This window comes from Bacteroidota bacterium, from assembly GCA_038746285.1.
Lineage (GTDB): Bacteria > Bacteroidota > Rhodothermia > Rhodothermales > JANQRZ01 > JANQRZ01.
The window spans coordinates 158652-182525 of sequence record JBCDKT010000001.1 but is presented as its reverse complement, the minus strand read 5'-3'; the positions used below and the strand labels follow the sequence as shown (position 1 = coordinate 182525).

15 protein-coding genes are annotated in these 23874 nt (G+C 70.6%); 4 read left to right on the top strand and 11 right to left on the bottom strand.

Annotated features, from left to right (window positions below; genetic code table 11):
• Positions 1 to 57 precede the first annotated feature (57 nt).
• The 6 genes from AAGI91_00730 to AAGI91_00705 form a co-directional block, all read right to left on the bottom strand.
• A complete protein-coding gene (locus AAGI91_00730; protein MEM1041130.1) occupies positions 58 to 546 on the bottom strand; it encodes a hypothetical protein in 489 nt (162 codons plus the stop codon).
• Between the two features lie 62 nt (positions 547 to 608).
• Positions 609 to 1277 (bottom strand): CBS domain-containing protein, encoded by a 669-nt coding sequence (locus AAGI91_00725; GenBank protein MEM1041129.1) that lies wholly within the window; start codon positions 1275 to 1277, stop codon positions 609 to 611.
• Between the two features lie 284 nt (positions 1278 to 1561).
• Positions 1562 to 2929 (bottom strand): GTPase HflX, encoded by a 1368-nt coding sequence (gene hflX / locus AAGI91_00720; GenBank protein MEM1041128.1) that lies wholly within the window; start codon positions 2927 to 2929, stop codon positions 1562 to 1564.
• Positions 2930 to 3060: 131 nt separating this feature from the next.
• Complete coding sequence (locus tag AAGI91_00715; protein ID MEM1041127.1) at positions 3061 to 3648, bottom strand: Uma2 family endonuclease; 588 nt, start codon at positions 3646 to 3648, stop codon at positions 3061 to 3063.
• 122 nt (positions 3649 to 3770) lie between these two features.
• Positions 3771 to 5885, bottom strand: a complete 2115-nt coding sequence (locus AAGI91_00710) for a BatA and WFA domain-containing protein (GenBank protein MEM1041126.1) — start codon at positions 5883 to 5885, stop codon at positions 3771 to 3773.
• Positions 5886 to 6165: 280 nt separating this feature from the next.
• Positions 6166 to 7512, bottom strand: a complete 1347-nt coding sequence (locus AAGI91_00705) for a hypothetical protein (protein ID MEM1041125.1) — start codon at positions 7510 to 7512, stop codon at positions 6166 to 6168.
• A gap of 197 nt (positions 7513 to 7709) precedes the next feature.
• Here AAGI91_00705 and AAGI91_00700 point away from each other — a divergent pair, with 197 nt between their 5' ends.
• The gene (locus AAGI91_00700) at positions 7710 to 8297 is read left to right on the top strand and encodes a sigma-70 family RNA polymerase sigma factor (GenBank protein MEM1041124.1); all 588 of its coding nucleotides are present in this window, start codon (positions 7710 to 7712) and stop codon (positions 8295 to 8297) included.
• Positions 8298 to 8344: 47 nt separating this feature from the next.
• On the top strand, positions 8345 to 10993 hold the full coding sequence (locus AAGI91_00695; GenBank protein ID MEM1041123.1) for a serine/threonine-protein kinase: 2649 nt from the start codon (positions 8345 to 8347) through the stop codon (positions 10991 to 10993).
• A gap of 34 nt (positions 10994 to 11027) precedes the next feature.
• Here AAGI91_00695 and AAGI91_00690 read toward each other — a convergent pair whose 3' ends face one another.
• The 4 genes from AAGI91_00690 to AAGI91_00675 all read right to left on the bottom strand — a co-directional run bounded on the left by AAGI91_00690 (position 11028) and on the right by AAGI91_00675 (position 18048).
• Positions 11028 to 13874, bottom strand: a complete 2847-nt coding sequence (locus tag AAGI91_00690) for a T9SS type A sorting domain-containing protein (protein ID MEM1041122.1) — start codon at positions 13872 to 13874, stop codon at positions 11028 to 11030.
• A gap of 50 nt (positions 13875 to 13924) precedes the next feature.
• Entirely contained in the window at positions 13925 to 15979 is a 2055-nt protein-coding gene (locus AAGI91_00685) for a T9SS type A sorting domain-containing protein (protein MEM1041121.1), read from the bottom strand.
• A 140-nt stretch (positions 15980 to 16119) separates the two neighbouring features.
• A complete protein-coding gene (locus AAGI91_00680) occupies positions 16120 to 17130 on the bottom strand; it encodes a LamG-like jellyroll fold domain-containing protein (GenBank protein ID MEM1041120.1) in 1011 nt (336 codons plus the stop codon).
• 165 nt (positions 17131 to 17295) lie between these two features.
• Positions 17296 to 18048, bottom strand: coding sequence for a CPBP family glutamic-type intramembrane protease (locus tag AAGI91_00675; GenBank protein MEM1041119.1), 753 nt, complete (start codon positions 18046 to 18048; stop codon positions 17296 to 17298).
• Between the two features lie 115 nt (positions 18049 to 18163).
• Here AAGI91_00675 and AAGI91_00670 point away from each other — a divergent pair, with 115 nt between their 5' ends.
• Both AAGI91_00670 and AAGI91_00665 read left to right on the top strand, forming a co-directional pair.
• Complete coding sequence (locus tag AAGI91_00670; protein ID MEM1041118.1) at positions 18164 to 19447, top strand: SpoIID/LytB domain-containing protein; 1284 nt, start codon at positions 18164 to 18166, stop codon at positions 19445 to 19447.
• 67 nt (positions 19448 to 19514) lie between these two features.
• Complete coding sequence (locus AAGI91_00665; protein ID MEM1041117.1) at positions 19515 to 22757, top strand: LamG-like jellyroll fold domain-containing protein; 3243 nt, start codon at positions 19515 to 19517, stop codon at positions 22755 to 22757.
• Positions 22758 to 22765: 8 nt separating this feature from the next.
• Here the strand turns inward: AAGI91_00665 and AAGI91_00660 are convergent, their stop codons facing one another.
• Positions 22766 to 23851, bottom strand: a complete 1086-nt coding sequence (locus tag AAGI91_00660; GenBank protein ID MEM1041116.1) for an SIR2 family protein — start codon at positions 23849 to 23851, stop codon at positions 22766 to 22768.
• Between the last annotated feature and the right edge of the window lie 23 nt (positions 23852 to 23874).

The following is a 23874-nucleotide window of genomic DNA, read 5'->3' as shown; positions in this document are numbered from 1 at the left end:
CCTGCGTGCAGAATATAGCGATTTTCGGAACCTCCTATGGCACGCTGCACCCGGGGATTAGTTCGCTTCGGCGAGCGCCTTTTCCAGTCCTTCGAAGAAGTCCGCTGTGCGGTCTAGCCACAGGATCAGCAGGGCCTCGAACCCGTCTCCTGAGGCGACAGCGAGGCGCTCGGCCTCCTGCTGCCGCAGCCGCGCCGCCTCGACGAGCGCGTCGGGCACAGCCGGGTAGAGGCTCAGCAGGCGCTGGTGGACGATGTGCAGTTCGCGGGCGAGCCGGCTCAGTGTCAGCCGGTCCTCGAACGCCTGCACGAGCGCGGCCTGCTCCTCGCGCGCCACGACGAGGCTGACGCGCAGGCGCGCCACGAGGCCGCGTAGCTCCGGCACGGCGGTGCGCAGGTAGGCCCGCACGGGCTGCGCCGCCTCCTGCTCCGACGGGTCGCGCCCGGCGCGGCGCTCGGCGAGCGCGCGCTGCACCTCAGCCGCCGTGCGGAGCGTCGAGACCAGCACGAGCGCGTGAAGCTGCCTGTTGTCGGGGAGATCAGACATGGTGTAAACAACGTAGGGGCTTGATTAATCAAGCCCCTACGGAAAACGGATAGGAGGCACGGTCACACCTCCAGGTAGCGCATGAACTCCTGCGCCCGGAGCGACAGTTCGTCGTCGCCGTCCTGCTCGTTGAAGACGGCCGCCACGCGGTAGCCGTGGTGTTCCAGGACGTGGCGGACGCGCGCCGTGTCGGTCACGTTGAGCTTGATCGTGACCCGGATCAGGCCGCCTTCGAGCGCCCCTTCGCCCTGGGTAGCGAGCGAGAGCACTTTGGCGTCGCTCTGCTCGATGAGGCGGCTGAGGACGCTCAGCGAGTAGTCCCGGAGCGACACTTCGAGGATCAGGATCGTGCCCGGCGTGCCGGTCGAGAGCATGCCGGCGAGTTCCTCGAACAGGACGCGGCGGCGCACGGCTCCGGCGTATTCGCCGTCTTCCTCCGCTACAGGCAGCACGCTGAGGTGGTGCACCGAGAGCAAGCTCGCCGCCTCGAATAGATGGACCTCCGGCGTCACGCTCAGCACGCCGAGTCCGACGAGTGCGCCCAGTTCCGTCCCGAGGTCGCCCGTCTCCAGCATCTCGTTCTCCGAGACGAGCGCCAGCAGCTGCCCCTCGCCGCTCACGACGGGCAGGTGCTCCACGTCGAGTTCCGCCAGCCGGTAGATCGCGTGCCCGGCGGTGTCCGTCGGCGCGAGCGGCTCGATATCGGGGCTGATGAGTTGTTGAACGGTCATAGCGGCAGAGAGCACGGTGCCGGAGCACCGTTTCCTGGGAGTGCAAACCCTATGCCATCTGCGGGCATGGGCGGGTGCAGCGCGTGACGCACAGCCTGCGCGAGTCTACGATGCGCCCGAGGGCGTCGCGGTGGCGTTTCTGCCGGGCTGCCGGAATAAAGACTCGAACCGTGGCCCGCATGAGACGAAAGGTCACGGCGCGAGGCGTCACACTGCTAAAGAACAAGGGTACGTCTTTGCGGAGAGGGCCGCCGGAACGGTCGTCCGCGTCACTCGGGGCCGCGTCACTCGGTGAGCATCGCGCCGCTGCCGAGGGCACCGTCGCCGCCCGGGGCGAGGGTGAACTGCTCGAATCGGGCGAGCATCCGGTCGAGCTCGGGCGCGTTTTTCTTCGAGGTGCGGAAGCGGAGGCGCAGGGCCGGCTGCGGCGCGTCGTCGTACTCCTGCGCCAGCACGGTGTCTTCTTCGAGGACTTCGGCGACGCGGTGGATGTGGGCCCGGCTCTTGGGCTCGGTCACCGGGAGGAGCGCCGTCCGCTCGACGTAGTCCGATTCGATCACCCCGAGCAGGGCTTCCTTCAGGCTGTCCAGGCCAATGCCGCGCAGGGCGGAGACGAACACCGCGTGCTCGTGCTCGGCGCGGAGCGCCTGGATCATGCCGCGCTCCTCCAGCACGTCCATCTTGTTGAAGACCATCAGCGTCGGCTTCTCGCGCGCGCCGAGCTCCTTCAGCGTGGTGTTGACCACGCGGATGTGCTCCTCGAAGTTCGGGTGGCTCGCGTCGACGACGTGGAGGAGCACGTCGGACTCGCGCGTCTCGTCGAGTGTGCTCTTGAAGCTCTCGATGAGCTTGTGCGGCAGCTTGCGGATGAACCCGACGGTGTCCGAGAGGAGGACCGACTTGTTGGAGTCGAGGTAGACCTGCCGCGTCGTCGCGTCGAGCGTGGCGAAGAGGCGGTCCTCGGCGAAGACGGTGGCGTCGGAGAGCGCGTTCATCAGCGTGCTCTTGCCGGCGTTCGTGTAGCCGACGAGCGCGACGCGGGTTTGGTCGCCGCGCCCCTTGCGCTGCGTGCGCCGCTGCTTGTCGATCCGGTCGAGTTGGTCGGAGAGCACCGCCATGCGGCGACCGATCAGGCGGCGGTCGGTCTCGATCTGCGTCTCGCCCGGCCCGCGCATCCCGATGCCACCCTTCTGGCGCGAGAGGTGCGTCCACTGCCGCGTGAGCCGCGTTTTGAGGTAGTCGAGCTGGGCGAGCTCGACCTGCGTCTTGGCCGTGGCTGTCTTGGCGCGGCGGGCGAAGATGTCGAGGATCAGCCCGGAGCGGTCGACGAGCTTGCAGCCGAGCGCTTTTTCCAGGTTGCGAAGCTGGACCGGCGAGAGGTCGTCGTCGAAGACCACGAGGTCCGTCTTGCGCCTCTCGACGAGCTTCTTGAGCTCCTCCACTTTGCCCTTGCCAATGAACGTCGCCCCGTGAATCTGTGGGAGCGCCTGCGTCACGCGGTCGGTGACGGTGGCCCCGGCAGTGTCGGCGAGCTGCTCGAGTTCGTCGAGCGCGTCGTCGAGGTTGGCCCGGGTCGTGTCGGGGGTGAGGACGCCGACGATGACGGCGTTCTCGCGGGGGCGGTCAGTCTGGGGAGGCGCGGCGAAGGACAAAAGTAGGCGGCTTGGTTGGGGAAAAGGATACGCCCGTTGTAAGGCCGGTTTGTATGTGTGGGAGCGCTGTGGGTTGCGGGCCTGATAGTTTCTTTACAGGAGGCACGCAGTGCCTGGGAGTGCCCGACGAATCACGCCCGGAAGAGCACGTCGAGGTCGAGCGTGAACCGGTCGAGTAGCCCCTCGCCGCGCAGCACGTCGCCCGGTCCGAGTACGAGCGGCGCGCCCTCCGCCCGCTCGACACGCACCCGCTTCCGCTCCGGCTCAATGATCCACACCTGCTCGGCGCCTGCGCCGAGGTACTCCCGCGTCTTGGTCTCCATCTCGTCCGCTGTGTTTCCCGGCGAGATCGCCTCGACCACTACTTCTGGAGTCACATCGAGGAAGCTGCGGCTTGTGACGCGTGCAAGGCGCGCGTGCGAGATGAAAAGCACGTCCGCACCGCGCACCGTGTCTGGGTCGCGTCCGGTGTAAATCCCGACCTCGCCGGAATACACCTCGCCGAGATCGCGGTCGGCGACGAAGTCTTCGAGCGCAGCGGTGATACGCACGACGTAGCGACCGTGAAACCAACTTGTGGGACTCATAAGCAGCAGGCGGCCCTCGACCAGTTCGCACCGTCCGAGGTCCGGCATGCGGGCCAGTTCGTCGCCCGAGAGCGGCTCGGCTCGGCGAAACACGTCGAGCAGCGGATGAGGAGGAGCAAGGGTAGAAGACATAGTCTCTCGAGGCGATATGCCCGGAAACTACGGGGCGACGAAACGGAGCGTTCCCCTCTCCCTCCACTCCTTCCATTCCTCCACGCCCGAAGACAGAGCCTCGCGCAGCGCGTCCGAACCCCTCACGCTGCGACCGGCTCAGGGCGCCACTGCATCGCAACCAGCATCTCGGCGAGGAGAAACAGCAGCGCCGCCGTCAGGAAGACGTTCCAGAGTTCGACGCCGGTTCGCTCCTCGGCGATGCGCTCGGCGGCGGCGAGGCCCTGCCCGCCCGACGCATCGAGGAGTTGGACGTCGGCCCCGGTCGCGGCGATCAGGCGGCGGCGGGCCTCGTCGGGGGCAAGCGGGGTGAGGTCGGACTCGCGGGCGTCGGGGTTGAAGGCGACGCGGCGGACGAGGCGCTCGCCCTGCATCACCTCGTAAACGCCCGGCTCGCGCACGGTGTCGTCGATCTCCAGGAGGACGCCGCCGGGGACGCTCCGCTGCTCGGGCGCGAACTCGGTCCCGTCCGGCCCGACCAGCCGCAGCCCGTCGGCGCCGCCCGAGGGACGCGTCCCGGAGACGCGCAGCGCGCCCGCCTGCCGGACGGTCAGCGCCTTGCCCGTGTCGGCGGCGGCGGCGAGGGTGTAGACGGCCCGGTAGAGGAGCGGCACGAAGAGGCCGCGCACCGGGAAATCGCTCCAGCGCGGGTCCGGGGCGACGGCGAACACGAACGCGGTCCCCTGCCCGCTCCGGAGCTCTTGCAGGAACGGCGCGCCGGTGGAGAGAGCGATCAGCGTGTTCTCGTCCCCGACGCCGGGTCGGTAGGGCCGCGCGAGCGCAATAGCCGGGCTCTCCAGCCGGGCTTGCCCGGCGCTCCCGTCGAAGACCCCGTCGAAGAGCGGGTGCTCCAGGTCGACCCGGCCGAACTGCGCCACCGGCTGCGCCCCGCCGAGCTGCCCGACGACCGCACCGAGCCGCCCGCCACCGAGGGCCGCGAAGAGCGCGTCGTAGTCGGGGGGGCGCGCGCGGTCGCTCGGGAAGACCATCAGCCCGCCGCCCTGCTGCACGAACTGCGCGAGCGCCGCCACCTCCCCGCTCGCCAGGCTCTCCGGCCCGACGAGCACGGCCACGTCGAACGTGGCGAGGTCCTGGGCGGCGAGCGCGGTCTCGGGGACCGTCGTCACGGCGAAGCGCGTCTGCTCGCCGCCGAGCGAGAGGGCGAGGTCGACGAGGTCGGCCCGCTGCCCCTCGCCCCGAACGAGGAGCACGCGGCAGGTCTCGGGGACGTGGAGCGTGAGGTAGCGCGTGTTGTCCCACGCGAAGGCGTCTTCCTCGGTGCGGACCTCGGCCGGGAGCCAGCCGCGGGCCTGCGGGGTGGCGGTGAACGTGACCGTCGCCGGGACGCCCGGCGCGAGGTCGGCCGTGGCCTGCGCCACGCGCTCGCCGCCGAGGTAGAGGCTCGCCGCGTAGCCCTCCAGCGGCTCGGCCCCGTAGTGGACGAGCGTCGCCTCGACCTCGACCGGCTGCCCGGCCTCGACGATCCGGCTCACGACGCGGGCCTCGGTGACGGCCACGTTCGCGTGCCGCCGCTCGCCGACCGGCAGGAGCGTGACCCGGACGCCTTCGGGTACCGGGACGCGGGCCGAGTCGAGGAACGTGGAGGCCTGGAGGTCGGAGACGACGAGGACTTCGCGGTTCAGGTTCGTCGCGCCTTCGAGGAGCGCGAAGGCCCGGCCGAGGGCGCTCCCGGCGGTGCCCGCTCCGGCCTCGGGTTCGAGTTCGGCAATCGCGTCGAGCGCGGGTCCCGCGTTGCGGAACGTCTCGGCCGAGGTCGCCGCCGTCCCGACGACGAACACCTCGTCGCCCGTCTCACTCGTCTCGACGACAGCGGAGGCCAGTTCCTGAGCCTGAGTCAGCAGGTCGCCCTGCGCGTCGCGGACCGTCATCGAGAGCGAGTGGTCGAGCACGAGCGCCGTCGAGGTCTGGACTTGCCCGCCGAAGACCGTCGCCCAGCCGCTCTGGACGGTCGGGCGCGCGAAGGCGAGGACGAGGCAGGCAATCGCGAGCGTACGGAGGACCAGCAGCAGCCACTGCTTGATGCGGACGCGCCGCATCGTGCTCTTCTGCAGCTCGTGCAGGAACGCCAGCGAGGAGAAGTCCACCCGCTTCGGCTTGCGGAAGTTGAAGAGGTGGACGAGGATCGGGATCGCCGCCGCCGCGAGGCCGAGCAGGACGAGCGGGTTGAGAAAGGCCATCGGGGCGGCAGTGCCTGGGGAACGCGGGCGGGGCTGAGCGAGGGGAACCGAACGGCTCAGGCTCCCAACGGTTCAGCCCCGCCGCTTCGTTTCTCACGGCTCCGAGACTGTTTGGTGAGCAGGTCCGAAGGCGAGAGCGAGCGAGCAGGACGGCGGCCAGGAGCCTGAAGCAGACGATGCGCCCGCATCGGCGATGCAAGGCGACGCCGCCGACGTGCCTGCGCAGCCGCTCGCAGCCCGAAAGTCGTCTTGCCAAACAGTCTCTCAGTCCTCGACGGATTCAGTCCTCGATGGAGAACGTCCGTAGGTCCTGTGCGCCCAGCACCGGGGTACGTCCGTTCGGGGTGTCGGCGTAGACCCACCACACGAAGTCGCGCCCGACTTCGAGCGGCAGCGAGGTAATGCGAACCCGCTCCTCACCGTCCACCGTCACCAGCTGCCCCGGCCCGTCTGCGGTCGCCGTGCTGGGGAAGTCGAAGGTCTCTGTGCTGTCCTCCGGGGCCTCGAACGATTCCACGACGCGCACGCGGTAGGTGGCCGGGCCGCAGGCCGCGGGGAGCCATTCGAAGGCCACGCTCACGGCGGAAGTATTGCCGGACAGCGTAGAAATGGTGGCCCCGTCGGCAGGGGTTCGCAGGGTCAATTTCTCCGGCCGCCCTGCCGTTTCGAAGGCCATGAACGGCGTGAACGGCCCACTGGCAAGAGAACCGTCCTCGCGGGTGCAGCTTGCCCGCACGCGCCACTCGTAGGCCCCGCTTTGTAGCAGCGACTGGGAGGCAGAGTCCGTGTTGAAGTCGAAGACGATGCAGCTCTCGTTACTGCCCGACCAGTGGGCGCTCGTCTCGGCCGACCAGTCGCCGAGGCACGAGGGCTGGCCAGCACGGCGGATCTCTACCTGGTAGGCTTTGCTGGTAGCGGCAACTCCCTCGACCGGCCGCCACATGAAGTTCGGAATGGCGACATTACCGGCCACGATGCCGGCGCAGGTCTCGCCGTCCAGCGGGCCGTCCAGCATGAGCGGGTCCAAGACCGGCGCAGCGAGGCCGCCGCCGGAAGCCGCGTCGTCCGGGCACGTCGCCGGGTTGGTATCCACGATAGGCGGATCGCCGACACCACCGCCTCCGTCGTCATTCCCGCCAGCGTTGCACGCTGCGTCCGCTGCAGCGTCGAACGGTATCGCGACGCGCTGGCTGAAGACGGACTGCACGCTTTCCCCGGCCCGCCGGTACTGCACCTGGAGGTTCAGCGTCAACTGCTCCATGCTCTGGAGGGCATTGGCAAAGCCGAAGCGAAGAAACACGTCCAGGTCTTCGTCTGCTGGAAGGCTTGCGTCCGCCCCACCGGTGTCACGAATGGACCAATCTTCGCTATCACCGAACGCCGGGCCGACGGGGTCGCTGGCGTAGAGGCTGGGCGGGTTCATGGCTATGTGGTTGCGGCCCCAGTTGACGATAAGGTTCGTAATCTCCTCATCATCTCGGTCGATGGCGAACGTGACTTCGGGGCGTCCACAGTTGAAGTCCACGTCGGCGACGGTGACCGTGGGGGCATCCTCGTCGCAGGCTGTGAAGCAGAGTGCGGCAACGAGCAGCAGGACGGGCGAGCGAAGCTGGCGAAGGCAGGGCATGGGCTTGAGGGGTTGGGTGTCTGTGCCTGCTTATCGTTAAAAACCGTCGCCGAGGATCATCGACCCAGCAGTGGGGCCCAGACGGTCTGTTCCGAAGGCCGGACAGGGCTGTCTGATCGCCGAGAAACCGCTGCTAGGTACTCCTTTATCTCACTGCACTTTTTTCAATACCTTGACCGTCCACGCCGGGCTGCCCTATGCCACCGTCCCCCGACACGACCCAGCTCTTGCTCGACGCCCGCGCCGGTGACGGTGCGGCGCTGGACGCGCTCTGGCCGCACGTCTACGGCGAGCTTCGGCAGATCGCCCGCGGCCGCCTGCTCGGGCACCGCCCCGGCGACACGCTCAACACGACCGCGCTCGTCCACGAAGCCTACCTCCGCCTCGTCGACGGCGAGCGCGCCGGCTGGGAGGGGCGGGCGCACTTCTTCGCCCTCGCCGCCCGCACGATGCGCTTCATCCTCGTCGACTATGCCCGCGCGCGCACCGCCCAGAAGCGCGGCGGCGCGCAGGCCGACCTCCGCCTCGACGGCCTCGAGGTCGCCGACGGCACCGCTACGGCCGAGCGCGCGGCCGACCTGCTCACGCTCGACCGGGCGCTCGACAGTCTCGCGGGCTACGACGAGCGCCTCGCCCGCTTCGTCGAGTACCGGTTCTTCGGCGGGCTGACCTACGACGAGATCGCCGAGGTGGCCGGGTGCTCGGTGGCGACGGCCAAGCGCGACTGGCAGCGCGCCCGGACCTGGCTCTACCACGCGATGCAGGACGCCGACGCGGGCGGCTGATACGCCGGGCGTCGTTTTTACGAAAGGAGAGACACACCGCCGCTGCTATGAACCTGCCTCCACTCGAACGCTGGCAGCGCCTCGACGCTCTCCTCGCCGAGGCGCTGGACCGGCCGCCCGACGAGCGCACGGCTTTCCTCCGTGCCCGCTGCGGAGGCGACCGGGCGCTCTACGCCGAGGTCGTCGCCCTCCTCGACGCGGCGGCGGCGGCCGAGGACACGCTCGGCGAGTCGGCCACGCACTACGCGGCGCCGCTGCTGCCGGGGCTGCGCAACGCCCTCGCGGCAGCAGAGGCTGCGGGCGACCTCGCGCCGGGCGCTGCGCTCGGCCCCTACCGCATCTCCGGCGTGCTCGGGCGCGGCGGGATGGGGACCGTCTACCGCGCCGAGCGCGCCGACGGCACCTTCGATAAGACCGTCGCCCTCAAGGTGGTCCGGCGCGGGCTGGACACGGACGACGTCCTCGCCCGCTTCCGCCGCGAGCGCCAGGTGCTGGCCAGCCTCGACCACCCCGGCATCGCTCGCCTGCTCGACGGCGGCGCGACCGAGGACGGCCGCCCGTACCTCGTGATGGAGTACGTCGAGGGCGAGCCGGTGACGGCCTACGCCGACCGCACCCGGCTCGGGGTCGAGGCCCGGCTCGCGCTCTTCGCGCAGACCGGCGAGGCGGTGCAGCACGCCCACCGCCGGCTCGTCGTCCACCGCGACCTCAAGCCGTCGAACGTCCTCGCGGCCGAGAACGACCGCGGGGAGCCGCGGGTCAAGCTGCTCGACTTCGGGATCGCCAAGCTCCTCGACCCGGAGACGGACGGCGACGGCTTGCAAACCCAGACCGGGCTGCGCCTGCTGACGCCGGCCTACGCCGCGCCGGAGCAGCGACGCGGGGAGCCCGTCACGACCGCGACCGACGTGTACGCCCTCGGGGTGCTCCTCTTCGAGCTGCTGACGGGCGACCGCGCCGAGCGGGACCGGCTCGCGCCCCCGAGCGAGCGCGTGACCGACGCGGCAGCCGAGGCGCACGGTACGACAGCCGACCGGCTGCGCCGCCGCCTGCGCGGCGACCTCGACCTGATCGCGCTCAAGGCGCTGCGCGACGACCCCGACCGGCGCTACCCGTCCGTCGAGGCCTTCCTCGACGACGTGCGCCGCCACCGCCGGGGCCTGCCGGTGCAGGCGCGGCCGGAGAGCGTGGCCTACCGGGCGCGCTCGTTCGTGCGGCGGCACCGGGTCGGGGTGGCGGCGGCGGCGGCGTTCGTCGCGCTGCTCGTCGGCGCGCTCGTCGCGGTCTCGCTCCAGCAGCGGGCCACGGCGCGCGAGCGCGACCGGGCCGCGCGCGAGCTGGCCCAGAAGCAGGAGGTCGTCGTCCTCCTGACCGAACTACTCGGCGAGGCCGACCCGATGCTGGCGCAGGGCGACACGCTGAACGTGTACGAGGTGCTGGGCCGGGCCGAGGAGCGCCTCGGCGACGCCTCCGGCTACGCGCCCGACGTCCGCGCCCACCTCCTCCACGCGCTCGGGCACGTCTACCTCAACATGGCCGAGCACGACCGCGCCGGGCACCTCCTGGCCGAAGCGTTCGAACTGCGGCAGGCCCGCTACCCCGACAGCCTCCACGCCGACGTGGTGAGCACGCTGGAGCTGCGGGGCCGGCTCGCGCGCGACCGGGGCGAGCCCGACCGCGCCGTGGCGCTGCACCGGGAGGCGGTGGCCCTGCGCCGGCGGCTCCACGCCGAGGCCGACCCGGCCCTCGCCCAGGCCCTCAACGACCTCGCCATCTCGCAGCACAAGCAGGGCGACCTGGGCGCGGCCGACGCGCACTTCCGCGAGGCCATCGCCGCGTACCGGGCCGGGCCGGGCACCGCCGACGCCCGGCTGGCCGAAACCCTCGGCAGCCTCGCCGTCCTCGTCTTCGAGTCCGACGACCTGGACGAGGCCGAGGCCCTCCTCCGCGAGTCTATCGACCTCCTGCGCACGCTTCGCGGGGACCGCCACCCGCACCTCGCGTCGAGCCTGAACAGTCTCGGGTCGGTGCTGCAGTACGGCGGCCGGCTCGCCGAGGCCGAGCCGCTTTTTGCCGAGGCCCTCGCCATCAACCGGGGCGCGTACGGCAAGGACCACCCCAGCGTGAGCCTCGTCCTGAACAACCTCGCCACCCTCTACGACGAGTGGGACCAGCACGCCGTCGCGGACTCGCTCTACCGGCGGGTGATCCGCGCCGACAGCCTCCGGCTGGGCCCGCTGCACCCGAATGTGGCGATCACCGTCCACAACTACGGGCTGATGCTCCACGAGGTGGAGGCGTACGAGGCCGCCGCCGGCCGGCTCGCGTCCGCCCACGCGGCCGCGCTCGAGACGCTCGGCGCGGAGCACATCTACACGCTCATCTTCGCCTCCAGCCTCGGCCTCAGCCTCGCCGATGCCGGCCGGGCCCGAGAGGCGGAGCGCCTCCTCCGCCCGGCCATGGACCGGCTCAGCGCCGAACTCGGGGCCGGCCACTGGCGGGTGGCGGTGGCCCGGCGCAACCTCGGCGCGGCCCTCGCCGCGCAGGGGCGCTACGACGAGGCCGGGGGCCATCTCCGGTTCAGCGTCGAGGTCCTCACGGCCAGTCGGGGGGCGGACGCCGAAGCGACGCAGGACGCGCAGGCCCGGCTCGACGCCGTGTCCGAGGCGCTGCGGCGCACCGCGGGCGGGGCCTGAGCGAAGCACGCTGGCTCAGACCCCGCAATGACGGTCAGTGCAGGAGGGTCACGCGGCGCGCCCGGGCGAAGCCCGCCGCCGTCATCCGCACCACGTACACCCCGCTCGGCAAGTCCCGCCCGTCGAGCGCCACCTCGTAGCGACCCGCCGCGACCTCGCCGTCCACGAGCCGCGCGGCCTCGCGCCCGAGCACGTCGAAGACCGCCACCGTCACCCGACTCGCCTCCGGCACGTCGAACGACACGACCGTTTCGGCGTCGAAGGGGTTGGGGTAGGCGGCGTGGAGGGCGAAGCCGTCGGGGCGCGCCGCGTCGGGTTCATTCGACACCGTCACCGCCGTCACCGTCGCCGTCACCGCCGTCGCGGTGTAGCGCACGTCGAGCTCGACATCGGGGGGGCCCTCGACCGCGTCGAACGTGCCGGTGAGGGCGGCCGCCGTCAGCAGCGTGTACGCCTCCCCGACCATCGGGGTGTAGCCGACGAGGCGCACCAGCCTCAGCGTGCCGCCGAGCGCCGCCTCGCCCGTCACGGCGAGTCGGTCGTAGCCGCTTCCGGCCGTGGTGCCGCCGAACTCGATGGCGAGCGCTCCCTCGGCGGCCTGCACGTAGTCGTTCGAGAGCGTGAAGACGCCGGTCGAGTCGGTGCCGCCGGGCGCGAGCGTGCCCGCATTCGTGATCGGCAGGGCGAGCGTGCCGCTGCCGCCGAGGACGCCGCCCTCGCCGAGGATCACCGCGTCGGCCTGCAGCTCAGCCCCTTCGGCGAGCGTGAGGCCGGGGGCGGCGAGCACGGCGCCGCCGGACCGCGCGCTCCCCCCGGATGTGGCGGCGAACGAGCAGCCGGACTCGGTGAGCCGAACCGTACCGTCCGTCTCGACCCGCCCCTGCTCGCCGATGTCAAAGCCGGCGGTTTCGATGCACACCGTAGCTCCGTCCTGGACCTGGAGGAGCGCCGCGCCGTCCACCCCGATCCGAGTCGAGACGGAGACGTCCCACCGCGCTCCCGGCCCGCGGATGAGGGCCGTACCGAGGCTGCCCTGGTTGACCCCGAGCGCCACCCGCGTACTGACGAGGGTGGCCCCGTCCAGGACCTCGAGGCCGCCGGTACCGGAGACGCCGACCTGCAGCAGGTCGTGGGTGATGGCCGACGCCTCGCCCGAGGCGGACGAAAGCGTCCACGTGCCGTCGCTCAGGGCTCCGCGCCCGACGTCGACCGTTCCGAGGAACGAGGCGCTGCCGTTGACCACCAGAGTGCCCGTGCCCCCCAGCCCGATCCATGCGGCCGAGGGATTGTCCGTGACCTGGAGCTGTCCGGCGTCGCCGACCGTGAGGGTGCCGGTGCTCCCGTCGGACAAGCCGATCCCCAAGCTATTCCGGATGGTGACGGTGCTGCCATTCAACACCTCGACGCGGCCCCGACCTTCGTCGCCCACGCCAAGGCTCCCATCGAGGCTCAGGGAGGCCGCGTCTCCGGACGCCCCCAGCGTCAGGACGCCGTCGCTGCCCGAGGCCACGCCGATGCTCCCCGTCTCGGCGGCCAGCGTGCCCCCCTCCAGCGCGAGGGCGCTGGGGCTATCGGCCTCGACGCCGACGCGGAGGGGACGCCCGGTCGTCTCACCGAGCCTCAGCGTGGCGCTGCCGAGGTCGAAGCGGACCGAGGTGGAATCGACCGTCAGCGCGCGAGCCGTCTGGTTCTGGACGAAGGTGACGGTGTAGGGCGAGGCGGCGTAGGCCTCGAAGATGAGGGCGTGCTTCTCGTCCGGGATGTCCTCGATGGACCACCGCGCAGGCTCGTTGAAGAAGCCGGCGGCCGGCGCGACCCACCGCGCCGTGGGGCTCAGGTCGGCGCGCCAGGCCTCGAGGTTTCCATTGGGGTTGACGCCGTAGCCGACGATGACGGTGCCATCGGCCGAGATGCCGGTGGCCTCCCTGAGCGTCCAGCCGCTGAGGTCGACGTCCTGCTCTTCGAGCACCGTCTGCAGCAAGCGCATGCCGTCCGCCTCCGTCCAGATGAAGGCCTCGCGGCCAGTGAAGCCTGACCCGGTGGTGCCATAGCCAACGACGACGGTACCGTCGGCCGACACCGCATACGCGATGCTGAAGAAGTTTCCTCCTGGAAGATCGCCCAGCCCGACGATTCCCTCGCTCGCTGTCCAGCGGAAGGCTTCTTGGATGGTGGACACCCCGGTGCCCCCCACGACGACGGTGCCGTCGGCCGAGACGGCAACCGCTTGGCTCCTGTTGGCACCGTCCGGGAAATCACCTACCCCAAGCCCGACCATGCCTCCGCTCGCCGTCCAGCGGAAGGCCTCGATGTTTTCGTCGGCGTTTGTTGAGACCCCGACGACGACGGTGCCGTCGGCCGAGACGCCGTGGGCTTGGGAGTAAGGGGACTCGCCACCCAGGGTGCCGAGGTACGTCACGCCGCCCGCCGTCCAGCGGAAGGCCTCGCCTACATTGTCGTTTGATAGGACGGAGCCGACGACAACGCTCCCGTCAGACGAGACCCCGTCGGCGCTGCTGACAGAGGAACCGAACAGGTCCTGCATCCCGCCATCGGCGGTCCAGCGGAAGCCGTCAAAAAAGCCTGCATAGCTCCAACCGACGAGCACATCCCCGTCGGCCGACGCGCCCACCACCGAGCTACCCGCCTCGAATTCCGGCAGCCAGCCGATGCCCTCCATGCCGCCACTCGCCGTCCACCGGAACGCCTCGTTGAAGTCGCCGCTCACGCTATTCCCGCCGACGACGGAGCCGTCGGCCGAGACGGCGAAGGCTTGGCTTTGGAAGATCCCGCCCGGCAGGTCGCCGAGGCCCTGGAAGGGCTGGGCGCGAAGAAGCGGAGTCGCCAGAACGAGAACGAGAAGAAAAGAAAGTACACGCATGGGTTCGGGAGTCTAGAGGGTAGAAGCGTACGGGTAGGAGGTTTTGGAGCTCAGTGCAGGAGGGTCACGCGGCGCGTCTCAGCGAAGCCCGCCGCCGTCATCCGCACCACGTACACCCCGCTCGGCAAGCCCCGGCCGTCGAGCGCGACCTCGTAGCGCCCCGGCGCTCGCTCGCCGTCGGCCAGCACCGCCACCGCGCGGCCGAGCACGTCGAAGACCGCGACCGTCACCCGGCTCGCCGTCGGCACGTCGAGGCGCAGCGTCGCCCGCTCGGCAAAGGGGTTGGGGTAGGCCCGCCCCAGGGCGAACGCCGTCGGGAGGGCCTCGCCCGCCTCGTCCTCGCTGGAGACGGGCTGGCCGATCACCAGCTCGGCCCCGGCGTCGGTGCGGTCGACGAACGCCTCCAGGCCGTCGGGCAGGTCGAGCGCGTCGAAGCGGCCCTCGACGGCGGCGGCGGGGAGAAGCAGGAAGCGGTCGCCGTCTTCGGGTTCGAAGCCGTCCGTGAGGGTGATGCGGAGCGTGCCGCCGAGATTCGCGGTGCCGGTGACGGGCATCTGGTCGAAGTCGGTGCCGGGCGTCGGGCCGCCGATCCCGAAGTCGAAGACCGCCTCCGGCTCGGGCGCGGGCAGGTCGGAGTCGACCGTGAGCGTGCCGGGGGCCTCGCCGCCGGGCCGCCACGTCGCACGGTTAGCGACGGGGGCGGTGAACGACACCGCGCCCGTGCCGACGACCTCGGCCGTCTCGGTGAACGTGTAGGTCCCCGAGGTGTGCGCCAGCCGCCCCGTCTCGGCGATCTCGGTGCGGCCCATGTCGGTCACGTTCGCGATGGTCTCGACGGTTCCGTCCTCGATGCGGATCGTCCCCAGGTTCTCCGGCTGGCTGTTGCTGAACCGCAGCGTGCCGCCGTCGTGGACGAGCGTGCCGACGTTGCGGAAGCGGAGGAAGCTGAGGAGCCGCGTACCCGGCCCCGAGGAGGTGAGCGTGCCCGTGTTCTCGAACGTATTGTCGAAGCCCCCCGCGAGGTCGGCGTCGCCGGTCCAGGTCACCGGCCCCTCGGTGCGGAGCGTGCGCGTGTCCGCGAGCCGGATGACGGCGGTGCCGCCGATGGTAGGCAGAAACGCGGGACCGAGGACGGTCGTGCCGCTGCCTCCCATCTGGCCGTCGGTCCACGCCAGCGAGTCGGTGACGGTGACCGTGCCGCTACCGTCCAGCGTCCCGTCCTCGATTACGAGCGTGGGGAGTGTGGCGTCGATATCGAGGGTGAGAGAGCTTTCTTCTGTTTCGAGACGGGTCGTGGCAACGTCGTACGTGTCCGACACGCTCAGCTGTCCCGTGGAGATGGTGACGGCGGTGCCGGTGACGCTGCGCTGAGATACCGCCCGGGTGATCCGCAGCAGCCCCGCCCCCGCCACTTCGAGGGCCCCGTCGCCGGTGACGATGCCGCTCAGGCTGAGCGAGCCGGTCTCGATGCGGACGAGGCCGTCGTTGACGAGGCTCGAGACGATGGTCGCCTCGCCGTCCGCCGTCCGGCGGATCGTGCCCGTCGCGCTGTTGGTGATGGCGTCGGCGATGAAGGAGAAGGTGATGGTCGTCTCGCCCATCGCGAGGAGTAGCTCGCCGTTGTTGACGAGGCGGCCCGAGCCTGCCCAGAACCCGGAGCCGTCCCACAAGATGCTGCCGTCGTTGACGAGCGTGCGCCCGGCGCTCAGCTGGAAGCGAGGCGGGCCTTCGGCCATGTGGCCGGTCGCGCCGGTGGCGAGGGTGACCGTCCCCGTCCCGCGAAACGTCTCCGAGTCGACGCCGCGGCTCGACCAGAGGAGGCGGTCGGTGATCCTCAGGTCGAAGTCGCCTCCGACGGCGCTGTTGCCGGTGATCTCCAGCCCCGCGACGGTCGTGGCTTCGGTGAGGGTCGCCGTCACGGGGTTGCCGGCCACGACAGCGGTCACGACGGCGATGTCGGTGGCGGCGGGGACGCCGTTGGGGGACCAGTTGGTGGGCTCGGTCCAGTCGCCTTGAGCCCCGCCGGCCCACTCGTAGCGAGTCTGGGCGTCGGCCGTGGCGGCGGTGAGCAGAAGGAGCGTGAGCAGAATGTAGACGGTGCGCATGACGGTTCGGGGTTGGAAAAGAGGGGGTTTCTCTCCTTTCGTAAAACACCGTCCCGTCGTATCACCGAACCGACGAGCAGACCCTGGCGCGAAGCCGGGACACGGAGGAGCGGCCTCTTCCCCCGCACCCGACCGCACGCTCACCGCAGGAGCGTGACGCGGCGCGTCTCGGCGAAACCCTCCGCCGTCATCCGCACGAGGTAGACCCCGCTCGGCAGGCCTCGACCGTCGAGCGCCACCTCGTAGCGCCCTGCTGCTCGCTCGCCGTCGGCCAGCACCGCCACCGCGCGGCCCAGCACGTCGTAGACCGCCACCGTCACCCGGCCCGCCTCGGGCAGCGCGAACGCCAGCGTTGTCCGGTCGGCGAACGGGTTGGGGGTGGCGGGATAGAGGGTGCCCGCCTCACGCTCCGCGCCCGGCTCATCCGCCGTGACGGCACACGGCCAGCCGAGATCGTTCGCCGTCATGCAGATCTCGCCTGCGGACCGTGCCACGTCCGAGACGCGCAGCTCGTCGGCCAAGCCGGAGTAATAGAACCCGTCGCCAGAGTCGCTGTGCCCGATCCATGCCCGCTGCCCGCCGCCGCCCTGGAAGACTCCTGAGGCCGGCAGACTCTCCACCGGGTGACCATCGATGTAGAAGCTCAACAGCCCGCCTCCGAAAGCGAGCGCGAAGTAGTGCCAGTCCGTGCCGATGTCGGGGATCGTGAGGGTCTGGTCGGGGCTCCAGTTGCAACCGCCGGAGGCCGTGGTTTTCGCCGCGTAGCGGGCGCTCGTCCCTCCGGCATAGAGCCACCATCCGTTGCCGCAGGTGTGCGTGAGCAGGACCGGGATCCAGACGTCCGTCGTCGCTGCGGCGATGTATTCCAGCGTCCACGCACTTGAGCCTTGGAGCGCTACGCGAACGGCATCCATGTCGATCCGGTCGTCTACGCCGTCAAATTCGCGAGCGCTACCGTAGCGACCGGGTACAGAGGTGGTGCCGTCGTTGAAGGCGTGGAGGTCGTTGCCGGATAGGTCGAAGGTCGTGTCGGGGTTGGCCCCGTCGAAGGTGTAGAGGGCGACGGTGCTCGTGTCCACGGAGAACGCGGGCGACTGGGCCGCCGCTGGGAGTGCAAGCATGGAAAGAAGTGCGAGGTAGACGGTGCGCATGACGGTTCGGGGTTGGAAAAGAGGGGGGTTCTCTCCTTTCGTAAAACACCGCCCCGCCGTATCACCGAACCGACAAGCACACCCCTGTGCCAAGCCCGCGAACGCTGGCTGCGCTTCACGGCGCACAGGGGTCTCCGCTGGTGAGCGCGAGCCTGCCAGCAGCGCTCACAACTCGTCGACGAGCTCTTGCCACGGGTTGCGGTCGAGCACCCAGCGGTAGAAGAACGCGCCGAGCACGCCGTGGTAAAACCCGAGCGGCCAGAGATTCCGGTGCCGAAGATAGAGCGCCGCATAGGCCGCACCGAGCGCCGTCGTCGCGGCCGTCAGCTCCCAGTTGGGGATGTGAACCGAGCCAAACGCCACCGCCGAGGCCGGCGCGATAATCCACGGCGAGAGACCCGTCCGGTCGAGGTGGCGGGTGAAGAAGCCCTGGACGAGGGTCTGCTGCACGACGCCCCACGCCGGGTAGAGCACGAACAGCGGCAGGAAATCGGCGTCGAGATTCAGGGTCCCCTGTGCCGCGCCGACCGCCGCCATTCCCGCCAGCGACACGCCCGCCAGAATCGAGGCGTCGCGGAACGCCGGGCCGAGGTTCTGCCGGGTCAGCCCGAGGGCGCCGAGGAACCCCGGCTCCGTCGCCGCCCGGACCCCGACGTAGCCGGCCCAGCCGCCCGCAGCGAGCGGGATGAAAACGCCCGAGGCGTCGTTGGCCGAGAATACGAGGTGCCCGGCGCCGGTCAGCGCAACGGCCCCCATCTCCAGCCACGCGCGCGCCGAGAGCGGCGGTGCCCCACTCGCCCGGTTGATCGGAATCGTGAGCGAGAACGTCGGCCCAAGCGCAGGGCGGTCGAACGTCGGTTGAGCCGGGCAGGCGACTGCGAGCACGAGGCAGACGCCGGCTAGCAACGAGATGCGCATAGGCAGGTTTTGAGGCTTGAGGAGGCGGAAGATACCCGGCGCGGTGGCGTCCCTCGTCACCGCTTTACCTGCGGTCCGGCTGCGCCGTAGCTTTCGGTCCCCACGCTGCCCGCCCATGCCCTGCCTTCTCGCTCTCCTGCTGCTCGCCCTCGGCGCTCAGGCGTACCCGGCCGACCTGCCCGACGAGGTCGTCCGCGTGCGCCTGCTCGAACGCACGGCTCCGCGCTCGGCGACCGTCGGGGCGGTCGGCGGGCCGGTGCAGGTCCGCGTCGGGGCGGCCCTCCTCGGGACCCTCCGGCCGGGCGAGGCGGCCGTTGTGGAGACCGAGGGCGGGGCGCTCGCCCTCCGCGCCTTCGGCGAGCGCGAGGCGGCCGAGCGCGTCCGGTTCGTGCCGCACCGGGGGGCGCACCTCCGGCTCCGCGCCGGGTCGGTGGACCGGACCTACCACGGTACCCTCTCGGCCTCAGCCGACGGCTCCGGCGGGCGGGCTCCGCTCCGGCTCATCAACGCGGTGCGGCTCGAAGACTACGTGGCAAGCGTGGTCGCGTCGGAGTATCCGTTCCGGGAGGCCGAGGGCGTCAAGGCGCAGGCCATCCTCGCCCGGACCTACGCGCTCCGGTCGAAGGGCAAGTACGGGGCCTACGACCTCGTGGACGACGTCCGCTCGCAGGTCTACCGGGGGATCGGGACCGAGACGGCGACGGCGCGGCGGGCGGCCGAGGCGACGCGCGGCGAGGTGCTGACCTGGCGCGGGAGCCTCGTCGAGGCCGTCTACTCGTCCTCGTCCGGCGGGCACACGGCCGACAACGACGCCGTCTGGAGCGGCCGCCCGCTCCCCTACCTCCGCGGCCGGCCCGACCCCTTCGACCGCGCCTCGCCCAACCACCGCTGGACGACGAGCGTGGACCGGACCCGGCTGCTCCGCACGCTGTCGGCGCGCTACGGCGGGTCGGTGACAGGGGTCGAGATCGGCGAGCGCAGCCGCGAGGGGCGGGCGCGCTCGGTGCGCCTGCTCGGGCCGCGCCCGCAGACGGTCCAGGCCAACGACTTCCGCATCACCCTCAACAACGCCTTCGGGTCGCGGCTCTTGCGGAGCGCGTTCTTCTCGGCGCGGCGCGAGGGCGACCGCTACGTGTTCGAGGGGCGCGGCTTCGGGCACGGGGTCGGGATGAGCCAGTACGGCGCGCGCGAGCAGGCGCGGCAGGGCTACGGATACCGCGACATCCTCGCGTTCTACTTCGCCGAGACGCGCGTCACGCAGCGCACGCCCGAGGTGGCTGCGCCGCTCTACACCGAGGCCCCGGCCGCGACGGGGCGCACCGCGCTGCTCGCCCCGATCCCCGTTCGCCCGGCGGCGGTCCCGCCGCGCCCGCCGCCCGACCTCCGCACGGGCTGGTAGCCAGAGCAGCGCTTGAGGCCGGCAGGGCGTGTTCGTATCCTCCGCCGGTCTTCATCCCCCTGCCCCGATGCCTCGCCTCACGCTCCTCCTCGCCGTCCTCGCCGCGCTGCTGCCGGCGGCCCACGCCCAGATGACCCCGGCCACCCCGCCGCTCGCGCGGAGCGTGCCCTCGGACCAGCCCTTCGCCTCGGCGTGGTTCCCGAACACGATCCTCGACTGGAGCCCGGAGACGGACCCCGACGCGCCGTACAACCGGTCGGCGGTCCCGCTGGCCTCGCGCTTCGCGGTCCCCGGCCTCCAGGCGAACGGCAACGCCCGGCTCGGTGAGGCCGGCATCAACCCGCTCTCCGTCTTCGCCCCGACGAGCGGCAACCCCTCGCAGGGGAGCCTCGACGCGAGCTACTACGCCTTCAGCTACTGGCCCTACGTGGAGGTGCTCATCTTCTGGGGCGGCTCGGCGAGCGAGGGGCTGATCCTCGCGCCCAACCCCGGCGTCACTGACACCGCGCACCGCCACGGCATCCCGGTCCTCGGGACGGTCTTCTTCCCGCCTACCGTCTTCGGCGGGCAGATCCAGTGGGTCCGCGACTTCGTGCAGCGCGACGGCGACGCGTTCCCCGTCGCCGACAAGCTGATCGAGGCCGCCGCGTACTACGGCTTCGACGGGTGGTTCATCAACCAGGAGACGGCCGGCGGCAACGCAGCGCTCGCCACCGACCTGCAGGACCTCATGATCTACCTCCAGGACAACTCCGACCTGCAGATCGAGTGGTACGACGCGATGACCGAGTCGGGGTCGATCTTCTGGCAGGAGCAGCTCAACGCGCAGAACGACGCCTTCTTCCAGCAGGGCGAGGTCCGCGTGTCCGATTACATGTTCCTCGACTTCGGCTGGACGGCGAACGACCTGGCCTCGAGCAACGCCTACGCGACCTCGCTCGGGCGCGACCCCTACGAACTGTTCGCCGGGGTCGACTACGGCGCGCGCGGCCTCGGGATCGCCTCCTCGATGCCGCGCATCTTCCCCGACGGCGAAGCCCACCGGACCTCGCTCGGCATCTTCCGCCCGGACGAAACCCTCGTCCCGAACCTCGACAACTTCTACGAAGCCGAGCGCGCCCTCTGGGTCGGGGCCGACGGCGACCCGAGCCGCGAGGACGCCGGCAACTGGAAGGGCATCGCGCACTACATCCCCGCCGCGACGAGCATCGACGCGCTCCCGTTCGGGACGCACTTCAACGTCGGGCAGGGGCTGGGATATTTCCTGGGCGGCGAGGACATCGCGGCCCCGGCGTGGCAGGCCGACGGCTGGAACAACCTCGCGCTCCAAGACCTCGCCCCGACGTGGCGGTGGTGGGTCGAGACGGCGGGCACGCCGGTCACGGTCCGGTACGACTTCGACACGGCCTACCAGGGCGGCTCGTCGCTCCGGCTCGCGGGCGACGTGGCGGCCGAGCAGACGGTCCGCCTCTTTCAGACCGATCTCGACCTGACCGGCAGCAGCACCCTCGAGGTCGCCTACCGCGTGGACGCCGCGGGACCGGTGGCCCTCGCCGCCGGACTGACCTTTGCCGACGACCTCGGGGGCGTGGCGACGCTCGCGCTCGGCCCGGCCGCATCGGCGGGCTGGAACGTGGAGACGCTCGACCTGTCGGGCTTCGGCGGGCGCTCGCTCGCCGGGCTGAGCCTCGTCGTCCCCGCCTCGGCCGGGAGCGGCTTCGAGGTCCACGTCGGCAAGCTGGCCGTCTACGACGCGGACCCGGCCCCGGCCCCGCCCTCGGGCGTGACCGTCGAGCGCCGGGTCGACGAGACGGCCGACGAGATCACGCTCCGGCTCCGCTGGACGGCCTCGCCCGACGCCGACGCGGTCCACCACTACGAGGTCCTCCGCCGCTTGCCGGGCGGCGAGCCGGAGTTCATCGGCGGGGCTGCCGGGACGGCCTACTTCGTCCCGTCGCTGCGGCGCGTCGACGGGCAGGCCGAGATTCCGGTCGAGGTCGTCGCTGTCAGCCCGACCGGCGCGCGCTCGGCACCGGCAACGCTCACCGTCAACAGCTTCGACCTGCCCGGCGTCGCCTCGGCCCCCAACCCGGCCGACGGCGCGGCGAACGTACCGACCAACACCCGCCTCGCGTGGACGCCCGGCGGCGGAGCCGTGAGCCATGTCGTCTACTTCGGCACCACGAGCACGCCGCCCCAAGTTGCCGAGACCGACGACCCGCTCTACGACCCCGGCCCGCTCGACCCGGAGACGACCTACTTCTGGCGCGCCGACGAGGTGAACCCGGCGGGCACGACCGAAGGCCCGGTGTGGAGCTTCACGACCGGCACGGGCGCGAGCGCCGGGGCCGCGCTCCTGTTCGACGGCGAGGACGACTTCGTGGACCTCGGCAGCGGCGCCGCCCTCAGCGTGACCGGCACCCAGATCACCCTCGAAGCCCGCATCAACCCGACCGCGTGGCGCGACCAGCCGTTCCAGGGCAGCGTCCTCAACAAGGAGCAGGCCGGCGGGGCCGGGAACGACGAGGGCTACGCGCTCCGCGTCGGCGGCAACGGGCGGGCCAACCTGCTGCTCGGCAACGGCTCGTGGCAGGAGCTGACGACGCCGAACGGGACGCTCGCCCTCAACGTGTGGCAACACGTCGCCGCGACCTACGACGGCGCGACGATGCGGATCTACGTCGACGGCGCAGAGGTCGCCGCGCGGAGCCTCAGCCACAGCATCACGGCCAACGACTTCGCGCTCCGCGTCGGAAGTTCCGAGAACAGCCCCGAGCGCACCTTCCCCGGCGGGATCGACGAGGTGCGCGTCTGGAACGTCGCCCGCACGCCCGAGCAGATCGCCGCGAGCCAGGAGACGGTCGATCCGGCGAGCGAGGGCCTGGTCGGCTACTGGCGCTTCGACGAAGGGGCCGGGCAGGCCGTCAGCGACGCCACCGGCAACGCCGACCCCGGCACGCTCGGCGCGAGCGACGCCTTCGGCAGCGACGACCCGGCGTGGACCCTCTTCGCCGTCGACGCCGAGGACGGCGCGCCCGGCCTGCCGACCGCCTACGCCCTCGACGCGGCCTACCCCAACCCCTTCCGCACCGCGACGACCGTCCGGTTCACCCTCCCGGAGCCGGGCACGGTGCGGCTGACGCTCTTCGACCTCCTCGGCCGCCGCATCGCCGTGCTCGCCGACGGGGCGATGCCCGCCGGCCGGCACACGGTCCGCCTCGACGGGGCGCGCCTCCCGAGCGGCGTCTACCTCGTCCGCATGGAGGCCGGACCGTTCAGCGCCTCGCGGCGGGTCGTACTGACACGCTAGCTTGCACTCTACCTGTCGATAGACTCGCCCTCGTTGACAACCGCATCGAGGAGAGCGAGCAGGTCATCTACGGCTTGATGCTGATCCTTGGGATACCAGATGGGAAAGATGTTTCGGATGACTAGCTCATCTTCGCGATCTGGCGGAAGTCGGTCCACCTCTGGGCTTTCGATAATGGCGATATGTCGAGGGATGGCATCGGAGCCAGCGGCTGTGATGAGGTAGTCCCATAGGTCCATCGTCCGGTCGGCTCCGAGGCTGCACCCGAGGAAAACAAGGAAGTAGTTCTCATAGACTCCCTTGATTGCCTTCGGCAGTGGCAAGCTGAAGTCGAAGGCGGTATCGCCGTAGGCCGCGACATACTCCGAATAGGTTAGGACGCGGTGCGTAGGATATTCCAAGTCCCCGTGCAGCTTCAGGAGGTGGTGTTCACCTTGAGAAAGGGCGTACGTGAATCCACCTTCATTACCCCCGATGACCCGGTGATCGAAAGCACATGCAGCCTGTTTATAGACCGTTTCTAGAACAGCGTCGAAGTTAGTCGTGATGAGACACCCTTGAAACAGGCGTGGGAGGCGGAGAACGGCCCCTGCCAGTTCCATGTCGCGCTTGTAGGTGGTCGTCAACCGCTCGTTAAACCAGTTCGCCGGTCGGGCAGCGACGATCTCCTCTGCGACTTGCTCGTACCCCCCAGCATTCAGGCGTGCTGCGATGTTGGGGACATCCATGCCTGACTCTCCAGCGAGACGAAGAAGAAACTCTCTCCACAGTGGGTTGCCACATGGATGAGACAGTCCCGCTCCCACGAACGGGATTGCCTGGTTGCGCTGGACCACCTCGGACAGCCTTTCGAACCGCTCACGATTGGAAGCGCTGAGCGTCAAGACTGAACGCGCACGGGCCAGCACGTCCTCCAGCGGCTCACTGACTCTCGTCCACTCGGTGAGGGCAGCCTCGTAGGCTACCGGATCCATCGTAGACAGCACGTCGGCGGGGTCGAACGAGACACCTGCGATATGAATAGGCTTCCCGCCAGGATCTACTTGGGCAGAAAGAGTCGTGTCGAAGTCGGGGTTGCGTGAAGGGGTTGCCATCCGATAGGTCTCTCGTTTGGCTA

Excerpts from the sequence above, each read along its gene's own strand:
- AAGI91_00730 (MEM1041130.1), bottom strand. The coding sequence starts at position 546 with ATGTCTGATCTCCCCGACAACAGGCAGCTTCACGCGCTCGTGCTGGTC.
- AAGI91_00725 (MEM1041129.1), bottom strand. The coding sequence starts at position 1,277 with ATGACCGTTCAACAACTCATCAGCCCCGATATCGAGCCGCTCGCGCCG.
- AAGI91_00715 (MEM1041127.1), bottom strand. The coding sequence starts at position 3,648 with ATGTCTTCTACCCTTGCTCCTCCTCATCCGCTGCTCGACGTGTTTCGC.
- AAGI91_00710 (MEM1041126.1), bottom strand. The coding sequence starts at position 5,885 with ATGGCCTTTCTCAACCCGCTCGTCCTGCTCGGCCTCGCGGCGGCGGCG.
- AAGI91_00705 (MEM1041125.1), bottom strand. The coding sequence starts at position 7,512 with ATGCCCTGCCTTCGCCAGCTTCGCTCGCCCGTCCTGCTGCTCGTTGCC.
- AAGI91_00700 (MEM1041124.1), top strand. The coding sequence starts at position 7,710 with ATGCCACCGTCCCCCGACACGACCCAGCTCTTGCTCGACGCCCGCGCC.
- AAGI91_00695 (MEM1041123.1), top strand. The coding sequence starts at position 8,345 with ATGAACCTGCCTCCACTCGAACGCTGGCAGCGCCTCGACGCTCTCCTC.
- AAGI91_00690 (MEM1041122.1), bottom strand. The coding sequence starts at position 13,874 with ATGCGTGTACTTTCTTTTCTTCTCGTTCTCGTTCTGGCGACTCCGCTT.
- AAGI91_00685 (MEM1041121.1), bottom strand. The coding sequence starts at position 15,979 with ATGCGCACCGTCTACATTCTGCTCACGCTCCTTCTGCTCACCGCCGCC.
- AAGI91_00680 (MEM1041120.1), bottom strand. The coding sequence starts at position 17,130 with ATGCGCACCGTCTACCTCGCACTTCTTTCCATGCTTGCACTCCCAGCG.
- AAGI91_00675 (MEM1041119.1), bottom strand. The coding sequence starts at position 18,048 with ATGCGCATCTCGTTGCTAGCCGGCGTCTGCCTCGTGCTCGCAGTCGCC.
- AAGI91_00670 (MEM1041118.1), top strand. The coding sequence starts at position 18,164 with ATGCCCTGCCTTCTCGCTCTCCTGCTGCTCGCCCTCGGCGCTCAGGCG.
- AAGI91_00665 (MEM1041117.1), top strand. The coding sequence starts at position 19,515 with ATGCCTCGCCTCACGCTCCTCCTCGCCGTCCTCGCCGCGCTGCTGCCG.
- AAGI91_00660 (MEM1041116.1), bottom strand. The coding sequence starts at position 23,851 with ATGGCAACCCCTTCACGCAACCCCGACTTCGACACGACTCTTTCTGCC.